The organism is Solibacillus sp. FSL K6-1554 (genome assembly GCF_038005185.1).
Lineage (GTDB): Bacteria > Bacillota > Bacilli > Bacillales_A > Planococcaceae > Solibacillus > Solibacillus silvestris.
This window is the reverse complement of sequence record NZ_JBBOSS010000001.1, coordinates 684,244-706,123: the sequence shown is the minus strand read 5'-3', so window position 1 is coordinate 706,123 and position 21,880 is coordinate 684,244. Positions and strand designations below refer to the sequence as shown.

General features: G+C 37.0%; 10 protein-coding genes. 5 read left to right on the top strand and 5 right to left on the bottom strand.

Annotation, left to right across the window (positions count from 1 at the left end):
• Positions 1–101 precede the first annotated feature (101 nt).
• Entirely contained in the window at positions 102–3,638 is a 3,537-nt protein-coding gene (locus MHB58_RS03425; RefSeq protein ID WP_340734689.1) for a chitobiase/beta-hexosaminidase C-terminal domain-containing protein, read from the bottom strand.
• Positions 3,639–4,110: 472 nt separating this feature from the next.
• Here MHB58_RS03425 and MHB58_RS03420 point away from each other — a divergent pair, with 472 nt between their 5' ends.
• From MHB58_RS03420 to MHB58_RS03410, 3 genes are all read left to right on the top strand, one after another.
• Positions 4,111–5,001: a sulfurtransferase gene (locus MHB58_RS03420; protein WP_014824696.1), complete on the top strand. Its 891-nt coding sequence runs from the start codon at positions 4,111–4,113 to the stop codon at positions 4,999–5,001.
• A 742-nt stretch (positions 5,002–5,743) separates the two neighbouring features.
• The gene (locus MHB58_RS03415; protein ID WP_340734688.1) at positions 5,744–7,561 is read left to right on the top strand and encodes a transglutaminase domain-containing protein; all 1,818 of its coding nucleotides are present in this window, start codon (positions 5,744–5,746) and stop codon (positions 7,559–7,561) included.
• Between the two features lie 250 nt (positions 7,562–7,811).
• Positions 7,812–9,152, top strand: a complete 1,341-nt coding sequence (locus tag MHB58_RS03410) for a S8 family peptidase (RefSeq protein ID WP_340734687.1) — start codon at positions 7,812–7,814, stop codon at positions 9,150–9,152.
• A gap of 101 nt (positions 9,153–9,253) precedes the next feature.
• On the opposite strand, the gene MHB58_RS03405 is transcribed toward MHB58_RS03410, so the two are convergent.
• The 4 genes from MHB58_RS03405 to MHB58_RS03390 form a co-directional block, all read right to left on the bottom strand.
• The gene (locus MHB58_RS03405; RefSeq protein WP_041865791.1) at positions 9,254–11,659 is read right to left on the bottom strand and encodes a hypothetical protein; all 2,406 of its coding nucleotides are present in this window, start codon (positions 11,657–11,659) and stop codon (positions 9,254–9,256) included.
• 369 nt (positions 11,660–12,028) lie between these two features.
• Entirely contained in the window at positions 12,029–13,444 is a 1,416-nt protein-coding gene (locus MHB58_RS03400; protein ID WP_340734686.1) for an Ig-like domain-containing protein, read from the bottom strand.
• 14 nt (positions 13,445–13,458) lie between these two features.
• Positions 13,459–14,253: a cohesin domain-containing protein gene (locus MHB58_RS03395; RefSeq protein ID WP_014824700.1), complete on the bottom strand. Its 795-nt coding sequence runs from the start codon at positions 14,251–14,253 to the stop codon at positions 13,459–13,461.
• A gap of 23 nt (positions 14,254–14,276) precedes the next feature.
• On the bottom strand, positions 14,277–17,162 hold the full coding sequence (locus MHB58_RS03390; RefSeq protein ID WP_340734685.1) for an Ig-like domain-containing protein: 2,886 nt from the start codon (positions 17,160–17,162) through the stop codon (positions 14,277–14,279).
• Between the two features lie 69 nt (positions 17,163–17,231).
• Between MHB58_RS03390 and MHB58_RS03385 the strand changes: the two genes are divergently transcribed.
• Together MHB58_RS03385 and MHB58_RS03380 are read left to right on the top strand one after the other, a co-directional pair.
• Positions 17,232–17,855, top strand: coding sequence for an Ig-like domain-containing protein (locus MHB58_RS03385; protein WP_340734684.1), 624 nt, complete (start codon positions 17,232–17,234; stop codon positions 17,853–17,855).
• Between the two features lie 21 nt (positions 17,856–17,876).
• On the top strand, positions 17,877–21,863 hold the full coding sequence (locus MHB58_RS03380; protein ID WP_340734683.1) for a DUF5011 domain-containing protein: 3,987 nt from the start codon (positions 17,877–17,879) through the stop codon (positions 21,861–21,863).
• Positions 21,864–21,880: the final 17 nt, after the last annotated feature.

Sequence of the window (21,880 nt, the reverse complement as noted above, 5' to 3'; positions counted from 1 at the left end):
GTACCATATTTATGACAATATTGTTAGGGATTTATGTATTTAATCAGTAAAAAAGCATCACCAAGTCATTTTACCGATTTGGCGATGCTGTTCGTTATCAATTAATTAAACTCAATCGTCTCTGGTGATGCTCCTTTTTTATACGTAATATCCGCATCGGATGGCAAATTGCGTATTTCTTTTACATGATTACCTTCAATAATGATTTTACCGATTTTCGTTCCTTTAAAATCGATAATCGCATTACCTTTTTTAGGGCTGATTGTTACCGTTTTATCTGCGAATCCAACTCCGTGGAATTCCGCATATTCACTAAATACTGCAATACCGTTTTTAATATCTGTATTCTCACCCAGTGTAAGTGAAATACTTGGGCGGTTCATAATTAACTTGCCTGTTTTATAGTTGTTATAATTGTACACATTTTCCGGTATGATTGGCTCGGGTGTTTCATCTTTACCAGATTTCAAATCAATTTGAACTAATACCGGATCATGGTCAGATGCACGACCCTGCGCTTCCGTAAAGTTCGCATTAATATGAATCATATCAATCTCCGTTACTTCTGCAAGATTATTCGATACTAAAATATGATCCAGCACTTGGTTGTTACCTTGGAAGTAATAGCTGAAACGGTCTTCCACAGGTGCCTTGTCCACCATATTCGTCAAAACGCCACCTTTTAATGTTTCAAGAGCCGGTGTAAATTCAAAGTCATTCATATCTCCCGCTACAACAATGTTAACGTCCGGATCTTTTGCAAGACCTTCATCGATAAAGTCATTGATTACCTGTGCAAGCTCAATACGCTCAGGTTCAGATCCTAAAACCGGTGGCTGTGTCGGGCTCCATAACGAATCATCCCCCCCTTTAGAATTTAAATGTGCACCAATAACAACAACACGTTCTTCCTGGAATTCAAATTCTGCCGCAATCGGTTTACGTGTATCTTCAAATTTTGAAGGATTCACAAAACCTGGATTCAATGCAAGGCTGCCCTTTTCTGTCCATGCATTCGCCTGTTTTCCTGTTCCATTTATCCCATCAACAAGTGATACACGTTCAGGGTTATACAAGTACCCTACACGGATATTTCCGCCTGGTGCACCACCGCTAGTATTATTGATCGGCATAACATCAATCCAGTCATACTGGGGACCACCCGCTACTTTAATTGCGTTAATTAATCGCAAGTAACTTTCTGATGCATCGGCATTTCCTGAATCTGTTTGTCCGTCATTATCCTGTACTTCCACTAATGTAATAATATCCGGTGACTTCATATTGTTTACAAATGTAGAAGCAATTTTTGCTGCTTTTTCATCGGATGTATTATCCTTGTTATTCGAAAAGTTTTCAATATTGTAAGATGCCAAGTTCAGCTTGTCCGCTACCGGTTCAAGATGTGTTACTTCCTGCTGAATGTTCGCCTTTGTTACTTCCGGGAATACTTTATTCGTATTCAGGCGGTAACCGTCAGAGAAGTTTTCCACAAAACCGATCAGCGCATCATTAAAGTGATCGCCTGATTCATAGTTTTTCCCTGATACACCTTCAAGCATAATCTTTTCCGGGTTGTAATCATCGGCAGCAATATTTAGACCGCCATTGACATTAAACGTATTGTTTGTTGTATTAGGAACAACGATTGGTGAATCATTGTTATACATCGGTCCTACTACCCTTGCTTCAGGGAATGAGACAAGCATGTACTCGATTGACTCCCAGAAATCAATTCCATCTTCGTTCGGGTCATAAATGGCAAAACTATCATTATCGATGATTCTGTTTGGAGGGAATAAATCTTCCCCGATAACAAGTGTTTCAGGAACAGCTGCCATTCCTGTTTTTTCAATCTCAGTAGCAGCAATTTGCGTATCTTTTAAACGCGTATTTCCCCCGGCTTCCGTTACATTACCGGTTACTTTCACTGCATCTCCTACCGAAACACCATGCGATGATTTGTTCACTTTTATCGCAGTTGATTTCACACCATCGAACGATGTATTTTCTTGCATAATGAAATTTGAAGCGTCAATTACAAACGTTACGATTCCGTCTACATCGTTTACTTGTAATCCTGCATATGGAGAAGTATGGTTTGCCCCTTGAATTTCGCTGATTGTCGCATTGTCCGTATCAATAATCTCGTATACGAATGTCGCAACTGCGCTGTTTGTTAAACCGGCTTTGACGGCAATAGCTTTAATTGTCATCGGGTTATTGACAGTAATTGCACCTGTATACTCTGTACTTGCTGTTGTTGGTGTCGAGCCATCCACTGTGTAATAAATCGATGCACCTTCAGTAATTGTAGAAAGTGTTACATCTGTGCCGGCTGTTACGCCACCCGTATGAGAAGCTTGGACATCCTGCACTTTTGTCGTATCTTCAATAATACGGATTGGCAGAAGCTGATGGTTTGTAAACTGGCCAACAATTCCTGTAATTTCCCCGTACGTTTTTCCATTCACTAAACCTGAGTCTCTTGTTTTATCATAAATCGCAAATGATCCAGTTGTGTCTGTTCCTGTGAAGTTTTGACCAGAACCGGTAATTGCAACATCTTTCAATGTAACTAATCGTGACTCGTTGTCTTCTGCAATTCCTTCACTCGTAATAACTTGCGGATCTGGTAAAGTCGCCGCTGCTGGCGTACCAACAAGAGAGATATTCTTTAACTGTTTAAGCCCGCTGTATTCATCAATTGTCCCTTGAACTGTAACAAGGTCTCCAACTTTTGCTGTAAGACTATCCGCTGGGTAAATTGCAATTGCTGCACCCGTTTCATCCTGGATATGTGCTGTCGCTGTTTCCAGTTTTGCTGTTACAATTCCTGAAACAATTACTTCATTGCCGATTGCCTTATTGCGTGCCTCTTCAATTGAGATGGCTGTTGGTGCTGTTTTAATCGTGTAGTCAAATGTTGCAACTTCGCTATCTTCCAGATCTGTTGCTGTTGCAAATGCTTTAATCGTCGTTGCTTCATTGATAACAATCCCTGATGATGCATTATAAACTGTACTTTCTGTCGTCGGTTCAGAACCATCTGTTGAGTAATAAATCGTTGCATTTGGAGTAGCCGATGATAGTGTTACTTTTGTTCCTGCATAAACTTCGCCGGTTGCTGATGAAGCTTTGACAGATGCTACTTGTGTCGGCTCTTCTGGTCCAGGTGTATCATTACCAACAAACTGAATGAATGTAGGTGATTTTAATCCAGCATGGTTACCAAAGTATTTTTCCAATGAACCTGTTATAACTACTTTCTTGCCGAGATTGCTAGGATTCGTTTTTAAACCAAATTCTGTTCTAATTGAAGCAGGTGAATTTGGCAATTGAATGTAGAGCATTTTCTTTACATCGTTTTCACCCGGAGTGTCCGCGATGGCGATATTCGTATCCGTTTCAGCTTCTATTACATAGGAAGTCTCACTTTTCGCAAACCCCACTATATAACCTTCTACTGTTACATTAGGCTTAACTGAAGCCGGATCAAACTGACTGATCGCTTCATCAATTCCGATAGCCCCTGTAGCCTCTGCTTTTACAATTGCAAAATGAGGCAAAATCATGGATAGTACTAGAAAAAATGATAAAGCAATTTTGGAAATGAAATTGAGTCCATAATTTTTCATTTGTTTAGCTCCTTAAAATTTTTTATATCTCAAAAAAAGCAAACCCTTCTTTATTTAATTAAAGGATTTGCTTTGGGAGATCAGATGAAAACTGCCTTACTTTTAAAAACGTCTCATAATAAGGACACTTACATATTTCATTACATCATTTGAATATTAAAATTATATTTATACAATGTTTAAATTTTATTAAATTTCAGAAATATCTAGTAGAGACAATTCTCCTATTATATTAATTAGGGTCTTATTTCTCATTAATGGTATCTCCTTAGTGTATATTTAATTCTACTTATCCCTTGAAATTTCTACATTCCATAAGTATAGTCCTGCTTTTATAGCTGGCTCATCTCAAATCAGTTAAATTTGTACTATCTTACAAAAGCAACAAATAGAACTTCACTAATAATTTGTGCTAAAGTAAATTTTATACAGAGTAATTCAGTAAGAATAATTTAAAAGGAGCTTGATAATTATGAGAAATATTCCATATGTAGTAGATGGCGACTGGTTGGAAGCACGTCTAGAAGATCCAAACTTACGCTTAATCGACGCATCAACTTTCTTAAAAATTCCTGAAGGAGAAGGGTTCCCAGAGCTATGGTCTGGTTACGAAGCTTACAAGGAAGAGCATATTCCGGGAGCTGCTTACGCTGATTTACTGAAAGACTTTACGAACCCTGAAGGAAAGGCACCATTTACAATTGCAACTAGAGAGCAATTTCTAAAAGCGGTGGAACCTTTAGGAATTACAGATGAAACATATGTAGTTATCTATGATCGCGGTCCACTTGTAAATGTCGATATATTAGCATCCGACTGGTCAGCGCGTTTACGCTGGCAATTAAAATATGAAGGTTTTGATAATGTAGCTGTACTCGACGGCGGATTCCGTAAGTGGAAGCTTGATGGTCGTCCAACTGAATTAGGAATCGCCAACTATGAACCTGCGCCGTTTCCAGGAGAACGCCGCGAGCATTTGATTGTTACTAAAGAAGAGGTAAAGTCAGCTTTAGGGGATGAAAATATTGTATTAATCAATAGTTTATCAGAGGCAGACTTCCGCGGTGAAACAACAACATACACGCGCCCTGGCCATATCCCAGGAAGTAAGCATGCTTTTTTCGGGTCCCATTCAGATCCTGAAACGCGTTTACTATTCGATGATGCAACATTATGCGCTACCTTTGAAAAATTAGGTGCGCTCGATCCTAATAAAAAAGTGATTACTTATTGCGGTGGTGGAATCGCTGCAACTTGGAACGCGTTGCTGTTGAACAAGTTAGGGCAGGAAAATGTGGCGGTTTATGATGGGTCGTTGAACGAGTGGGCGGCTGATGAGAGTTGTCCGTTGGTGAAAGGTTAAAGGATGTAGTCATCTATAAATATCAACCTTTACAAAGCTTTAATAATATTTATATAATCCACTGCCAAGACCAATGGATATTAGAGTTAATCCTATATCCATTGGTTTTTTTATTCTATCTACTGTTAATAATACTAAGAATCGTGTCCCCGTCATACTTTCTTCTATTCATCGATAACCGTAGAACGGAGGTAAAATTGAACCTTGGCAATATCTCCAGATGAATCATATCCACTTTATGTTAAAAGTGGTATAATAAGCTTCACTATTTTAAAAATAGGAGGTCAAAACGAAATCAAAAATTACAATACTATTTAGCATTATTTTCGCTTTTTCATTTTTGGGAGCACAAAGTACATACGCCGAACAAACACTCAATGAATATGGTGTAAAAAGTCAAAAAAGTATAGTAGGATAATTCGATTCAAATGAATGGATTACATTCCCATCAAAGCAAGATATACCATTAAAGAAGTCTTGGACAGTCACTTTTTCAGATATCGTAACATTCGATAAAATCGATGGAGCAGTTATAGAGAGCAATAATAAGTTTATCCCTGTAGATATTAATTTTTCAGGTAATAGTCAATTAACTATCTCCCCTGTTCATACATACGAGGCAAATGTGACTTATCGAATGGAAAATATCAGCTATTAACCTATGGTGAAATCGGCGTTAATGTTACAATTTTCAGTAAACAAAGAGCTATCAAATCTATAAATTAAAGAAAGAGAGGTTTCTATGAAACATCAAAAGTATACAGCGCTATTTCTTGCTGGTGCAGCTTCTGTAGTAATTTCTTCTGAAATTTATGCAGCACCTATCAACGATAATGACTACCAACCAGAAAGTGAACAGTTCGTCACTTCTGAAGTTATCTCATCAAGCCCGCTTGCTCATACACCGAGAGTAACTCATTCAGCCGGAGCAGTTGAAGCAGTACCTACAATTACAAGTGAAACAGAGTTAGTTGACTATATCATTAATAAAATGGAAAATCTAGAAGCGGTTTTTGAAGTTCGGTATGTTGGAAACACTTCGGATTTAATCGCCAATAAAAAGCTTCTCCAATTAATAAAAGAAGCACAAAATGAAAATGACTATTTACTTGGAATTGGTTCAGCAGTCGGCTACAATGCTTCCTATACGAGTAATGAGGCCAACTTGAAATTTACAACAAGCTATTTTATCACACAAGCACAACAAAAATTTGTTGATGCAGAAGTTGCAAGAATCAATGCACAAATCCTTCGCCCAAATATGACAGATTTGGAAAAGGTAATAGCCATTAATGAATATATTGTAAAAAACACTACTTATTCATATTCTTCTTCTACAACTCCACATGCTGCTTATGCACTGTTTAAAGAAGGTAAAGGGGTTTGCCAGGCCTATGCAATGGCCGCCTATCATATGTTTAAAGCAGCGGGTCTGGAAACACATTATGTTACTGGTTATGCCGGGGAAGACCATGCATGGAATTTAGTAAAAGTAAACGGGCAATGGTATCATATCGACCCAACTTGGAATGATCCAACATTCTCAACTCCTATTCCTGGACTGGAGAATTTTATATCCTATCAATATTTCTTGTTATCAGACGACACACTTCTAGCCGAACGCACAATGGATTCCCGTCCTAATTTACCAAGAGCAACAGCTAAAAATTTTGAGGTTTTCAGATCAATCGAATCTATTCCCTTTAAATTTAATGGTATTCAATACATGCTCTTACCAGAGTATAAGAATAACCAATTTTTCTTTGTAGATTATACGAATAACTATGTTATAAATTCTTTAAACTTGGAAAATGAGCAGTTAATCATTAAACAAGTTGCGAATGTTCGCGCTATGGATATTTTAGCTACCGATCATGCTATTTATTTTGTAGATATTGATAATCGTTTAGGCTTAAGTAAAGTAGATTTACAATCAAAAGCTACTACTAGGCTATATAGCGGTGGCAGTGTGACTTCTATTAAACTGGAAAATGGCGTTGTCAAAGCATATAACAACCAAAATGTAGTCTATACCGAAAATGTCACAGCAATAGAAGCCGATTCAGAAATCAAAAAAATTGCCAATTTAGTAAACACAATTGTTTTACCAAGTAAGCAATTTAAAAAGCAGGCGGATGAGTTGAGTAATCTTATAGACATTGCAAGCGTTGATTTACAAAACTATCTGTCTGCCGATGTACTAAATCAAATAAAATACATTCAGCAGCAATATGAAAAAATGAATAATCTTTTCATTGATCCAAAATTAAGCTGGGCTCCTTTGAAAAAAATTACGGAACCCCTTAAATCGTGGACGGTGACACTATCACAAGAAGTAGCAAATACACCAGGGAATCAATCCAAAATTACTGTAGTTGATATGTTCGGTGATGAAATTGATGTTGATATTACTATCCGTAAAGAAAAAATAATGATTAAACCGAACCAAAATTATGTGGATGGTGTTCCTTATACATTAGTTATTGATGGGGGATTACAAAGTAATACCGGAGAAAAATTACCAAATAGGACACATCTGACATTTATGTTTGGAGAATAATTGTAAAAACCATCCGTGTTCAATTAATGAACACGGATGGTTTTTACGGGATTTTATATTTCAATTTCAATCCTAATACCATAATTGCTTTAATAAATTTATTAAAAGTAGTCACGAAAGTCTAAATGTACTTGGCGTTAATATTATGGAAAAATAGTGATTGAATATATATATATCATAAGAGTCAATCCTTCTCCAATAATTTTACGAATATACCTCCTATTTCAGTCAAATTTGAAAGGTGATTTATATGTATAAATTGTTTGTTCTTTCATTTCTATTCATAACCAGCTTATTAATTTATGCCCCAGAGTGTGCAGCTCAAGTATTTTTAAGTAAAGGTAAAGTAGACCAAATTGCAAATGCCTCTATAGAATATTTGGAAAATGTCGACATATCTATTATTGCTATCAATGATTCCAGCCGCACTATTAAGGATGATAACAAGCTTTATTACGAAGATAGTACGCGAATTATTTCTGAGACACCTCCAAATGTGATATACAACCGAAAGTGGTATATCAATAATTACGATTTCAATTTTACATGGTCTTATGAACCAATAAATGCAACGAAAGTAGCAATTATTGATACAGGAATCAGCGAAGAACTCTTAAGGAAAAAAAATATTAGTCCCGGAAAAAATTTTATAAATGAAACCAAGCCACCGATCGATGACAATGGGCACGGCACGGCCCTGGCAAGTATTATTTACGATATATCCGGACCTTACCCAATTGAAATAATTCCGCTTAAATCAGCCAATTCCAAAGGCCTATTAGATGTTTCAACTATAATAAAGGCCATTGACTATGCTATTGAACTTGATGTAGACATAATCAATTTAAGTTTTGGTGCAAAATCGCCACATGATTTAGAACGACGGGCACTACAAAAAGCCGTTGATTCAGGGATAACTGTTATAAGTTCTGTCGGAAATAGCGGAATCGAAGAATATTATTATCCAGCAGCCTACGATAATGTTTTGGCTATTGGTTCTATTAACCAAAATCATGTACGTTCTTCATTTTCTACAACGAATGATATTCTTGATTTTGTTTCACCAGGAGAAAAATTACTAGTTCAGGATTATACTATGCTTGGTTCTACTAAAATCGTGAACGGTACATCTTTTTCCAGTGCTTATTTCACCGGCCAATTAGCTATACTTCATACGAACCTGCTTCATTATTCCCTGAAGCAGTTAAAAACTTTAGCAACAGATTTAGGTATTCCAGGTTACGATAAAGAATATGGCAATGGATTTATTATGTCTGATTACTTATTAAAATCTTTAAGAGGTAAAAACTGGGAAACCTTCATTACATCAAATTCTATGAAATCGTGGTCAATATCTCTTTCTTTACCTGTAAATCCCGAAATTTCGCTAAATAAATATATTAAGATATATAATGGTCATCTACAGCAACATCCTGTATCCATCGAAATTACAGATTCAGCAAACCTTACTGTTACGCCTAATAGTCCTTTAGCTCCAGGCGAATATTGGTTAGTTATTGATACAGAATTACAGTCTAGTAAGGGTACTAAGTTAGCGCAACCCGCTATAAAAAAAATTATTATCAATTAAAATTGGATAGAGAGCAATCTAAAAATACACCTCAACTTTATGAGGTGCATTTTTTAGTATGAATACCATTCATTATTTACGGATCGGTTGCTGGCACTGCTTCACCATTCAATTGTAGAACTAAATGGCTCTCCATTTTCACTAACCCAATATTCCAGAGAATCCTTTGCTTCATTAAACATTTCCCCATAAGAGGCTCCAATATGTGTTGTTATTGGTAAAAATTCTACACTTAGCGCTTGTCTGGATGTTGTAATATCTTCAGGATGAGAGGTAGTGACCGTAATATTATTTAACGGGAAATTAGCATTACGGCTCCACAAATCTTCGCCCTTTTTGAAATTATATAAAACCTGATTATCACGATACCAAATAGAAATAGTAATATCGTGTGCGTTATTTAAAGCTGTAACTGCTTCTGATTGAGAAAGTTCCCATAACGCTCTATTGATCTCATTTTCTGTATACATTGTTTCAGTTAAACCATTTGCGAAATTTTCTAGAATGGTTTGCATTTCCTTATCAATTGTCGTTGACAAAGCTGTTAATTGTCCTTGTCTAAACTGATACATTACTGAATTTAAATCTAGCATAACCCTTTCTTTATCTGCTTGTTCGGGTAATGCCTCTATTTTCACCTTGACGGCGTTAATTTCTTCAATTGTCACATCAGGACGCAACTGATCCTCATAATTATAATCATGACGGTCATCACGATATAGATTGTTTAAGGCTGTAGTTGCATCATTATATTTCTGAATATCTGACGCCAGGCTTTTTTCAACATTCGTTATAACTGTTTTCACTTCTTCTACTGAGTCAAATACTGTTAACTCATTTAAAATTTCATCTAAAACAAATTTATAATAAGATTCCTGGAAACCTGGACCTTCAGTATAATCTTGTTTAATTTCCCGAATTAAATTTTCCAGCCTATGATAATAATCCCAAGCTGTAAAACCTTCATTTTTATCGACAGGTTGTAGCTCCTCTTTATACCTTTTCAATATATTCAGGTTCACAGCTTCATAACCATTATAAATTCCAATTGTATCTCTCGCTAACAAACTTGATTTAACATCGAAGCTTTCGACATTAAAATGTACTGCATAAGTTTTCCCTTCTTTGAACTTAAAGTTATTTCCAACCTTTACCGTCACTGTAGGAATACCATTTTCATCTTTTGATAGTTTAGCTTTTTCTTCTGTCATCCAAAATGATGCTTCATCTGCAATATATAAAAATTCAAGTGCTAGATCTTCACTAAAAACACTTTTAATCGTTACTATATCATCAGTCATTGTTGTTTCTGTAAGAGGAATTTGGAATTGACTCTTTGAAAGTCGGAATGATTCAACAACTTTGTTATTGGCATCCACTTTATATACATGTAAATCTTTTAAAAACCACCAATTAATTTCTTGACCTTCTGTATAGATTTTTGTATTAGCAGGAACACTTTGACCTTCTTTTAATAATTCCTGATCTTTTTCAACATATTCATATTTAATTGTGGCATTATTAGCATTTGTTAAAGATAGAGTAACTAAACCGAACTTTTCTTTAACTGGCATCGGTTTCACAACAAAATATGAATCTTTGTCTTCCTCCTTGACATCAACATTGATATTGTCTTTCACTTCATCAATGTTTTTAATAATCGTTCCTGGATCTACTTTTTCACCATTTGCTACCGTTTCACCGACCTTAACTAATCTACCTAACTCAATATTACTATTTTGAGCATTTGATTGAAGTTTACCAATCGTGCCCTCTGTTGCAATTTTTACCTCTTCCTTCGTGTTTACAACGACACTTTCAAAATTACCTTTTCCGCTAATTTCAACAGGATTTTCTGTTTCAATAACAACATTGGCAATCGAGGCATTTAGTTCAACCTTTGTCACACCTTTGTCTATTTTTAAATTCGGCAAAATAGCTGTTGGTGACTCAAGTAATACCCCTTCAGCTCTAACACTCAACGTCTCAACTAGAGTAGAACCTCCTACTGCAAAGTGCACATTATCTTGACGAATTTCTACATAAGCCACTGTCGAGTCTGTAAATGTAATCTTTAAACGCGTACTCACCGCTGCAACTTCACGTATATTTGCAACTGTCTCTGCCCTTTCTTGCGTTATGAAATTTTCCATTTTTACGTTTTTTACGTTAAATGTATCCGTTACATTTTCAGTTAACGTCACGTCTCCATTAATGATTAGATTTTCCACGCTGACCTGATCTGTATTAACAATTAATTCTGTAATTGCAGCACCTTCAGCATTAAGTAGTCCCGCTTCATTAAGCGTTAATTTCTTTATTTCTTTAATTACGTTATTTTGAATAGTAACAGTGACTTCAGCATTTGTTAATACTTGCTTATTGTCAACATTAAAAAGACCTAACAATTCAGGTGCCACATTATACGCTTTGCCACCAATTTCAATATAGTTATCTGCTAATGTAAAAGTCCCTGTTACTTCACTTTCTTCTTGGCTATTCTCCACTTATACTATTTAAAAAATAGCTTTCGTTTAGAGCCTACACCGTACATGCAACTTTCACTGCATACGGCGTTCCATCAGTTTATATTTATTTCCCCAAAATAATTATACCATCAATGTATAAATTTTACATTACACCCCTCATTATTTTTTGGGATATACTACAGGGAAACTTTTCTGAGATTTTAGCCCCAAAGCAGGAAATATAATTTCCACTTTAGAACTTCCTTCTTCCTTCTTTACTTGCTTCAGTATATTTATCTCCGAAAGTCATCCTAAACAAAAAAGTCTAGCTATAAGCATCTCGTCTTATAGCTAGAGGTTAGTTATACCGTTTTATTTTATGTTATGGCCTTAGTATTTTACGCCACACTAGAGAGACTGCTGTTTCGTCTCCAGTAAGTTACCATATCGGTCATATAGACGAATAATGATTTTTGAACCCTTTGTAAAGCTAGTTGTTACATAACTAAACTGATTGTTGCCATCGTAATTATTCACAGGCAAGTCATTAATAGTTATACTGTACACACTTGGTGCGACATTCAATACTATTGTATGGATATTCATAAATTGCGTATAGTTAACATCAATATTATGAATATAATCCTGATTTACGACATGTATTTCTACACTTGTTTTAAAACCGCTATCCCCCACTGTACCTTTGACAATAAACGTCCCCAGTTTTGATGTGTCTACTTGGTCCCACACGACTTTTTCTTTTCCGATCGTTTTATCACTGTATGTTACTGTAACTTCGGTTGGTAATGCAGGTTTCTCATGAAGTTTGACATTTACAGGTGGAACCGACGCTACTGATTTAATATTGGAGTCAATAACATCCATCGTAAATTGGCGATCCGATGTCCGGTCCAGTGCATCCGTTACACGAATAGTAAATGTGTACGATTTTGCAATTGTCGGTTTTCCTGTTAAGTTACCCGTGTTATCATCCAATTTTAATCCAGTTGGCAATGAGCCTAAAACGCGTGTGTATTTATAAGGTCCTCTACCATGGATTCCTTCAAATTTCGCCGTGTATTCACTGTTCAATACTGCCGAATCCAGTTCTTTTGCTTTCACCGCTAAAAAACTAGTACTCTTGCCTGTTGTAAAATCCAATATTTGCTGTGCATCAATTTGAGTTAAAATACCATCACCATCAACATCAGCCGCTAAAAAGGCTGCTTGTTCTGTAATGCTATCACCCTTAATATGTTGCAGAATTCTCATCGCACCGGCAGCTGTCGGCTGATTTTGTCCAAGCACATCCCCAAAAGGAATTTGATGTTCAATTTTTCCGTCCAGCTTCTCGAGTGTAATTTCTTTATTTTGGCTCCCTTTTGCATTTAAGGAATTAATTGTAACGACTTCTTCACTGCCTTCTGTAAATCTGCTTGATAGGGCAACTGTTATATAACCGATAACCTCATTTGTCGCATTTAAGCGCTGAGCTGTGCCGGATGTTGATAAAATATCAATCGTCAATTCATTATTTTTAATTTTGCCAATCGTATTAAATGCATTTCCAGCAAAACTTCCGTTTGGTTCGAAACTTTTTATCGTAACCGAACCATCTTTTGCCGGGATGCTGATCTTCGTCTGTAAAGATGTTAAGTAGCTTGTTTTATGAAGTGTTACAGGTAGTACAACTTGATTCTCTAACGTACGCACCTCTCCAATTTCCAACGTAGAAGAAAGGGCTGCATGTGCAGGGACACTAGAAAATAATATAAAAAGCATCCCTATAAAAGTCATTGCACGAATGATTAGCTGTTTTGTCAATTTCTATGTCCTCCTTACTGCACCGTAAAACTATATTGAACGGGTTCTTTTAATTTTTCTCCGCTTGCTGATAATAGCTGTTCAGTTATTTCCAATGTATACGTACCTCTTGCATAATTGCCTTTTGGTTTTACTGTAAACTTGGTATTGCTCACTTTCATTATGACAATATCCACTAGTTTACCAGAACTATTTTTCACACTTACTGTATGTTCATTTAAAGAAGCACGATTATATGCAGTACTTAGTTCAATTGTCCATGGTTTTGAACTATTCACTTTTTCGCCATGTATTGTTTCTTTTCCTCCAAACGGTTTAATTGCACCATCGACTATCGTTACTTCAATTTTCTTACCATCTTCTCCGTAAAACTGCACATTATCAAAATCGAGATTGATTGTTGAACCCGCTTTTGAAATCCTACCTTTAAAAGCTAATACAGTACCATTAACCATTAAACCGGTATCATTGGCAAATGCTACTGATACTTTCCCGCCAGTTGCTCCATTTTTTGAATTCATCATAAAGCCAGACAAAGCATCCCCCACAGCTACAGATGAATCATATACCGTTAACAGGGATGAGTCGTATGTTATATCAAACGAACCTCCTGCAATTTTTTCATCACTCTGAACATATACAGCGAGATCAACTGTTTTTATTGATTTCTCATAAACTGTGGATACCCCAAGAATCGGTTTTTCTTTTGCTTGACTAGCTGTACTTGGCAGCCAGAACAATAATAGGCTGAACACGACTAAAACTTTTATTATTTTTGATTTCATCTTTCGTTGGTACAAATAATGCACCTTTCCCCTCCCTTATTATTATGTTATTGTGCTGCAAATCGGAGTTGTTCAGGAGAATAGTAATCTAAAATCAGCGAAAATGTTGCTGGATCGGCTAATAAACGCTGGATTGAGTAGAAACCTGGTACAACCGGTGTTCCTGCCGTAAAGTTTACAGGATAACTGCTTGATACACGTTCCAGTTCATTTCCTGTTGCGTCATATGCAATTACCTCAATATAATCTCTAACAGACATTGTCGCTCTTAAGAAAGTAAATTCTTCATAAGCTGTCACTGTATTAGCTAAAAGTGGAATACCATTAATACTTACCTCTACTTTATCTACCTTTGGTGCAGCTAAGTTCGTTTTTACTGTCCCTACTGCCAGGTTTCCTAAGGCACTGAAATTGATAGATTGAATGTAAGTTCCTGGTACAACAATACCGATTTTGTTCATATCATATAAACCGTTCATAATCCGATTATAGCGGTCATTATCACTTACTAAATCAGCAAGTGTTTTAATACCTTCCAGCAAATCCACTTGTTTCAATACTTTCACTGTTACACTATCTGAAAAATTACCGTCTTCCGTTGTAACGGTAATTGATGCCTGTCCGATTCCAACGGGCGTTACAATACCACTCGGGCTTACTGTTACGACCGAATGATTCGAGCTGGTCCATAAAACCTTCTGATTAACCGCATTGTTCGGATAAACGGTATGTGTAAGTGTTGCACGATTTGGTTTAAAGTCCGTACCTTCCTCTGTGAACAATAATTCTTCACGATCCAACGTAACAGAGGTCACTTGTCCATTAGAGCCTGAACCAACTTTTACATTTATTGTATAGACATTCTGAGTTGTCCCATCATGCGCAGTAACGAGCACTTGTACTTTAGCCGTCCCGTCTGTACTAATTATATTATTCAGTACTTCTACTTTGGCATTTAAATAATCATCTGCACGCGCCTCGACTTTTAATGTAGATACACCGCTCGTAAAGCTTCCCGGTTGTACAATATGATTGAAGTAATTTTTCACTTTCGGATCAAAGCCGACAACAGGAATATCATTAATTGATAAGGAAGCTAGATCGGCATTTGCCGAAACAGAGCGCTCGATTAGATGATCATACTTCCATTTAACTGGACCACTTACTGTATAATCGCTGTATTTTCCGCTCACTTCCAAAATATTAAATGAAGCCCCAGAACTTGCAAAGCTAATATTTCCCTTACCTGTCAGTAAAACTTTATGTCTTCCGGACGCATTAAAATTGAATTTACTGTAGTTTTTTTCATATTTTTGATAGCGGTCACTATAGGTACTATGGGATTCTGTATTCCCCATTTGCCTAAAATCACCGGCCACTTCCAATACCCCATCCGTCAAATGGGATTGGTCATTCATCGGTTGCCCAATATAGCTGTACTGACGTTCCATATGATTTCGCAAGCTCGCCATTGTGAAATTACCATGTACACGTACGTAATCCCCATCACCCGGACCATAACCAGCTGATGTTGTATCCATTGAACCTTTAATCATAGTCAGCCAGCCGTCAGAAATTGTATAGTCTCCAAAAATTTCAACTGTCCCATGATTAACATAAAGCTGTCCACTTAACTGCTTCACATTTCCCGTACTGCCGATTCCATCATCAAAACCTACCTGTACAACTCCTCCGCCAACATTCAGTGACTTATTTTCCGTAAAAGCAACGTCCATTAACGGTCCGCCATTAATTGTTAAATTACCATTAACCTGTAACTTGCCTTCCTGTACATTCAAATAGCCTTTTTGAACCGCATCCTGTTGAACAGTCACTCGCCCTTTTTCAAAATTGATATTACCTTCTTGCAGAAAATCTTTCTCTACTTCCATCAACTGTCCTGCTAAACGTAAAAATCCGTGAATTTTCTGATTGTACATATTCACCTTAATTTCGGGAATGGATGCACTGCCGTAATTCCCATTCACTAAAACATTGCCGTCTTGTACAAGTTCATTTTTCACATTTAGTTGGCTGTTGTTTAAGTGAATTGTTGCTCGAGATTGTTGATGAAGGTCTTTTGCCGTAATCACACTATTGACAGCTCGCATTTCCGAACAGGATTGCATGACTAATTGGCCATTGACTGTTAAATCGTATCCATTTAAATCCACTTTTACATTGTCATGAATCAATAGCCCATTCGGTTCCACTACATCTTGTGTTAACGTCCAGTCGCTATAAACTTCACGCCCTGAAAAATTTTGAACAGGTATGCTTAGTTTTGACAAAACATCCTTCAAAAAAGCCGCGTTTGGTGAATGTGTATAGTTCCCGCCTGTCAATTTAGCGATTTCAGTTAAAAATGGCGCATCAGCATACAATGGATCTCCGAAACTGATCGTATGTATTGTTATATCTTCTTCATACGCTTTTGCAGCAAGCTTTTTCGACACTTCATTGTAGATTGAGTTACCGACTGTCATTATGACGATTACTTTATCATTACTAGTACTTTTTTTCGTCAGCTCATCCACAGCTTTTTCTAACCCTTTACTTAAATCATTTGCCATATAAGGGCTAATATTTTTTCCGAATTCATTCAATTTGCTTTTAGCTTGAACAATATTATTTGTCAATGCCAATTCCTTTGTAACTTCCTTATTAAATCCGACAAAGCCAAATCGATCTTTACTTGAAGCATCGTCCATCAAAGATAATACTTCGGTCACTCGACTTTGATCGGGATCATGACTTTGGATATCAGGAGTATCCTGAATAACAAAAACAATATCCCGGCCTTGTTCGTTTGTACAGCTTAAATTTGAATAGTCATAAGCTGCTTCTACTGTTTTAGATGAAGTATTTATACTTGGTGTATTAATAGAAAGCAATAAAACAAATGCTACAAGGATTTTTATATATATCTTCATTTTCCGTCTTCCTTTCCGATATAAAAATAGATTCAATACTGATACAACTTATTAAAGGAGTTTACAACTATGAAAAAAAGTTTTTTTACGATAATCACGCTCACTTTGCTTTTTGCAATGTTGATGCCCTTTTTTTCCAGCGTTAATGTTGAAGCCCGTACTTTTCCTCAAGCATCGACGACGGATCCTATAAAACCATGGACCATTACTTTCAATGAAGCGGTCCTGAATGACCAAGAGAATCTTAAACGAATTTATGTACAAACTGTCGACAATAAGAAAATAGAAATCTCTATTAAACTATCGGCAGATTTAAAGAAAGTTATAGTCCTTCCTGAAAATCAATATATTTTTAGCGGAACATACACTCTTGTCATTCCAAAGGGATTCAAATCTTCTCAAGGACAAGAAACAACAGAGGACACGTCAAAAACATTTAAAATAGAAGGGAGATATATTGAAGATGTTACAGCAACAGTGAATCCGCTTTTAACGAATATTATTGTAAATGGTACCGATGACATTGCAAACGTTGAGGTTTCAATTAACAATGCAAATGCCGTGAAGTTAATTCCAAATGGTACACATTTCTCAAAAGGATTTCAGGGTCTTCTGAAGGGAGATCGTCTAATTATCCGTGTCTATGACAAGGATAACAACTCGCTTGAAACCCAAGCCTATAACGTTAATTAATAAACAGAAAGGAATCTATATATGAAAAAACTAATATCCATTTTAATGATTTTTCTGCTCATTATCTCGACTATAGGACCCTTACCTACTCCTACAGCAACAGCAGAGACAGTAGATTTTCCTGGGTCTGTTTCAGAGAGTACTACTGAAACAGGAACAATTATTGTCACAATGAATGAAACAGGTTATACACTTACATTACATAAACATCCTGATAATAGTAGTGGTCAAGCGCAAGTTGGTACTGCTATCACGAATTATGATATAAATGAAGAAAAAAAATTCACCGGTGTTGCTCCAGGTTTATATATAGTAAGAGCAACAAAGTCGGCAAGTGAGGGGCAGCCGGCTGTCGTCAAAACATCAGATAAAGTTCAAATTACTCCTGCAGCTTTATCTGTAGGCACAAGCGGATCATTTAATATTATTTCTCCAGCAACTGATCCTTATAAATTAGAAATTACAGGTTTAACAGGGCAAAAAGTTCGTTTATATAATAATGATAGTAATACGCTTGTCAGAGAATTACCTGTAACGACTGCAGGGACTGTAACATTTGATACTAATAATGGCGCACTTACTTTTCCTGCAGGTAGTAAATACCAAGTAACACAAATTGTTGATGGGGCAGAAAGTTTGAAATCAACTTATATTACGGTTCAACCTAATACCGTTGTAATTGAAAAAGTAGACGGCAAAGATTCAGGTCCAAACAATGATGCTGGTCAAATTCTTGTTAAGAATACAAAATCCGGCAACACACTTGAATTATTACGAGACGGAACTGTAGTAGACACAAGAACTGCATCTTCAACAGAATATACATTTACAGCTTTAGCGGCTGGCAGCTACCGTGTTCGACAAATAGAAAACGGTGTGGCATCTAAAGAACCTTCATCAAATCTTGTCATGATTAAAAATGAACAAATTCCAAATATTTCATTGAATGCAGGCGAAAATTATGCAATCCGCTATACAATTGATGCAACAAACAAAGTTACAAAAATGCTGTATAACGAACCAGGCTACACAGTAAGCTATAAAAACGGGAAAGTTTATACAGGAACAACAGCAAAGACTTTCTGTGAAGAATCTGTCACAACAGAGGCCGGAGATACGGCTTGTACACCAGTTTTAAAAATTGAAATTTCAGGTCAACCAACCATTGCCGGAGAGGCTGAAAAATATACTCCCCCCGGGAAGTATACTATTACGTACAAGGCAACAGATTTAACAGATTTAAATTTAACTTCAACAGTTGTTAGAAATATTACTGTCTATCCCAATAAAGTAAATTTATCTTCCGTAAATACGGACCCAACTTTACCGAACGATACGACGGGTGAACTTAAGGTGCATGGTGTATTCGCCGGTGCAAAATTAAGTCTTTTCCAACGATTGGCTGATGGATCAATCGAACAGGTTCCTGTCGTTCCAGAACGATTAAATGAAGGTGAATATACATTCAAAAATATTCCAGTAGGCGATAATTACTACGTCGTTCAAGAAGTAAACGGAGTAGCCAGTGATTCTTCTGAAGAAGTCGATATTAAAGACGATACACCTCCTGTACTCAAACTAACGGGTGAGCCTGAAATTACACTGGAAGTCGGCGATCGATATGAAGATGCAGGAGCAACAGCAACAGATAATATTACCCCGTCATCAGAGCTAGACATTATTACTGCCGGTACTGTTAATACAAGTATGCCCGGTGTATATACAATTACTTACAATGTGACAGATAAAGCGGGTAATCGTGCGGTAACAATTGCAAGAACGGTTAAAGTTAAACCGAGACCCGTTACAGCAATTGGCGGTATCGCAACAACAGGAGAAATTGGAGTAAAAGATATTTTTCCGGGTGTTGTAGATCGAAAAACAACTGTAACTTTGTACAAGTTTGATACAGATAGTGGCGGAAATGAAGTCATTACGCGTGTAGCGACAAGAGTGCTGACGAATAACGAAATCACATTTGTACTCAGAAAATACGGTCCCGGCCGCTACTATGTAACACAAACCGTTAACGGCCAAGAAAGCCGTCAGTCCAATATTGTTGAAATTGTAGATACAGACCGTCCATACATTACATTAAACGGTGTTGAAACTGTACAACTTGTGTATGGTGAAGCATTCCTGCCTTACTATGACGGTACAAAGTTTATAGACCCAGGGGCAAATGCCGACGATTATTTAGAAGCAAATGAATTAAGATTAAAGGCAATATTAGTCGGTCCAAACAATACACCGATAGGCCTTCCAACTGAAGCAATCGGAAGACTAATTAACTTTCCTGATACAGTATTGCCGGTCCCAGGTATGTACAAAATTACCTACTCAGCAACAGCACCTCGCGGAAGTACCGGCGATAATAAACATCGCAAGATTGAACTGGCACCGCCAAAGGTCACAGGTGTACTTGCAGGTAAAGCGGGCGAAGGAAAAATAAACGTCATTAATGGATTATTCGAACATGCATCAGCAAAAACAACCGTCACATTATATAATTCGTACGGTCAAAAAATGCAATCTCAGACAATTAATACTGGTAAAACAGCTCATTTCACAGATGTCCCTGCTGGTTTAGGCTATTATGTAACGCAAACAGTCAACGGAATTGAAAGTGCGCCATCTATCTCTGTAAACGTTAGCCTATTCAATGAAGCGCCAGCATCGTCTATTATTTCATCCTTTGAGTTTGAATCACTAAAAGCAGTAGGTGCTATCGATCATACAGCTGGAACGATTACCGTAACTGTACCAAAAGGAACGGATCGTACAAAATTAGCACCTGTAATTAAGACAAATAATGATCCAGTCAATACAATAACAGTAAGCCCTCTCTCTGGGGTGGCACAAAACTTTATGTTACCTGTCACTTATACTGTAACAACAAATACCGTCGACAAGACCATCTCAAAAACATATATTGTTACCGTTGTAGAAGCAGCTGCTTCTTCTGATATGTGGACAGGTGCTGTACAGAAAAATATCGCAATCGGCACAAACAGTCACTACACTTTAACAGCAAACGAAAAGGCAGCGGCCATTGAGAAAGGCATTGCTTTCCTTTCGAATGATTTATCTATCTATATCCCAGCACCGAATATAATAGAAAGTAAAGTACCGACGCTTTCAATTCAGCAGCCTGCAGTAAGCACGATTTATAGATCTGCTGATCCAGCATGGGCGAAATCCATTACCAACCCCGTAGAGGTTCAATGGGGCGGGGAATCATCTTTCTATCAGCCAATAGAAATGGAGCTGAACAATGCAACAGGTAAAGTATTTTCTAAACTTGTGCGCAATGCAAAAAACGAACTTTATGCAATAGTGCAGCCAAGCTATAAGGCTTCAGGGAAGACAGTAGGACTTGTTTCAGAACCTGGGCTATATGCGCTGATTGATGATGTCGCAAAGCCATATATTCAAGAACTGGGAAATGGAAGCTATCGCATCTATCCGATGACTCCAGGCTCGGCTATCTATTACACAACAAATAGCCGACACATTTCCTATGATAAGTCTGCTTCCTTAAAAGCGGGAAATTATTCATTGAATCACTCCGATATCAAATTAGAGCAATGGAATACGTATGCAGACTATGAAACGCTTACAATATCAGGTAATGAACTGTATGCAGTGGCTGTCAAAGACCAGATTATAAGTCCGGTCAGCATATTCCAATCAGTAAGCTATTCATCTTGGTCTAGAGATGTTAAACAAGTGGAAGCAAATAAAATCTGGCATGTGAAATTCAACGCTCGGGTCGAGAAAAAAGCATTATACAATGATTCGATCTACGTGACAGATGACAGTACAGGCGGAATTGTACCAACGAAGCTCGTGCTCGGCAGTGATGGTCAATCAATAGATGTTGTACCAGCTGTTTCATATAGTCGCAATAAGCACTATACTCTGTGGGTAACAAAGCAGATTAAAGGAAATACAATCAATAAGCAATTTTTAGGTAGACCGACGAAATTGACATTTACGGTAAAATAACTAAAGGGGTGCAAATT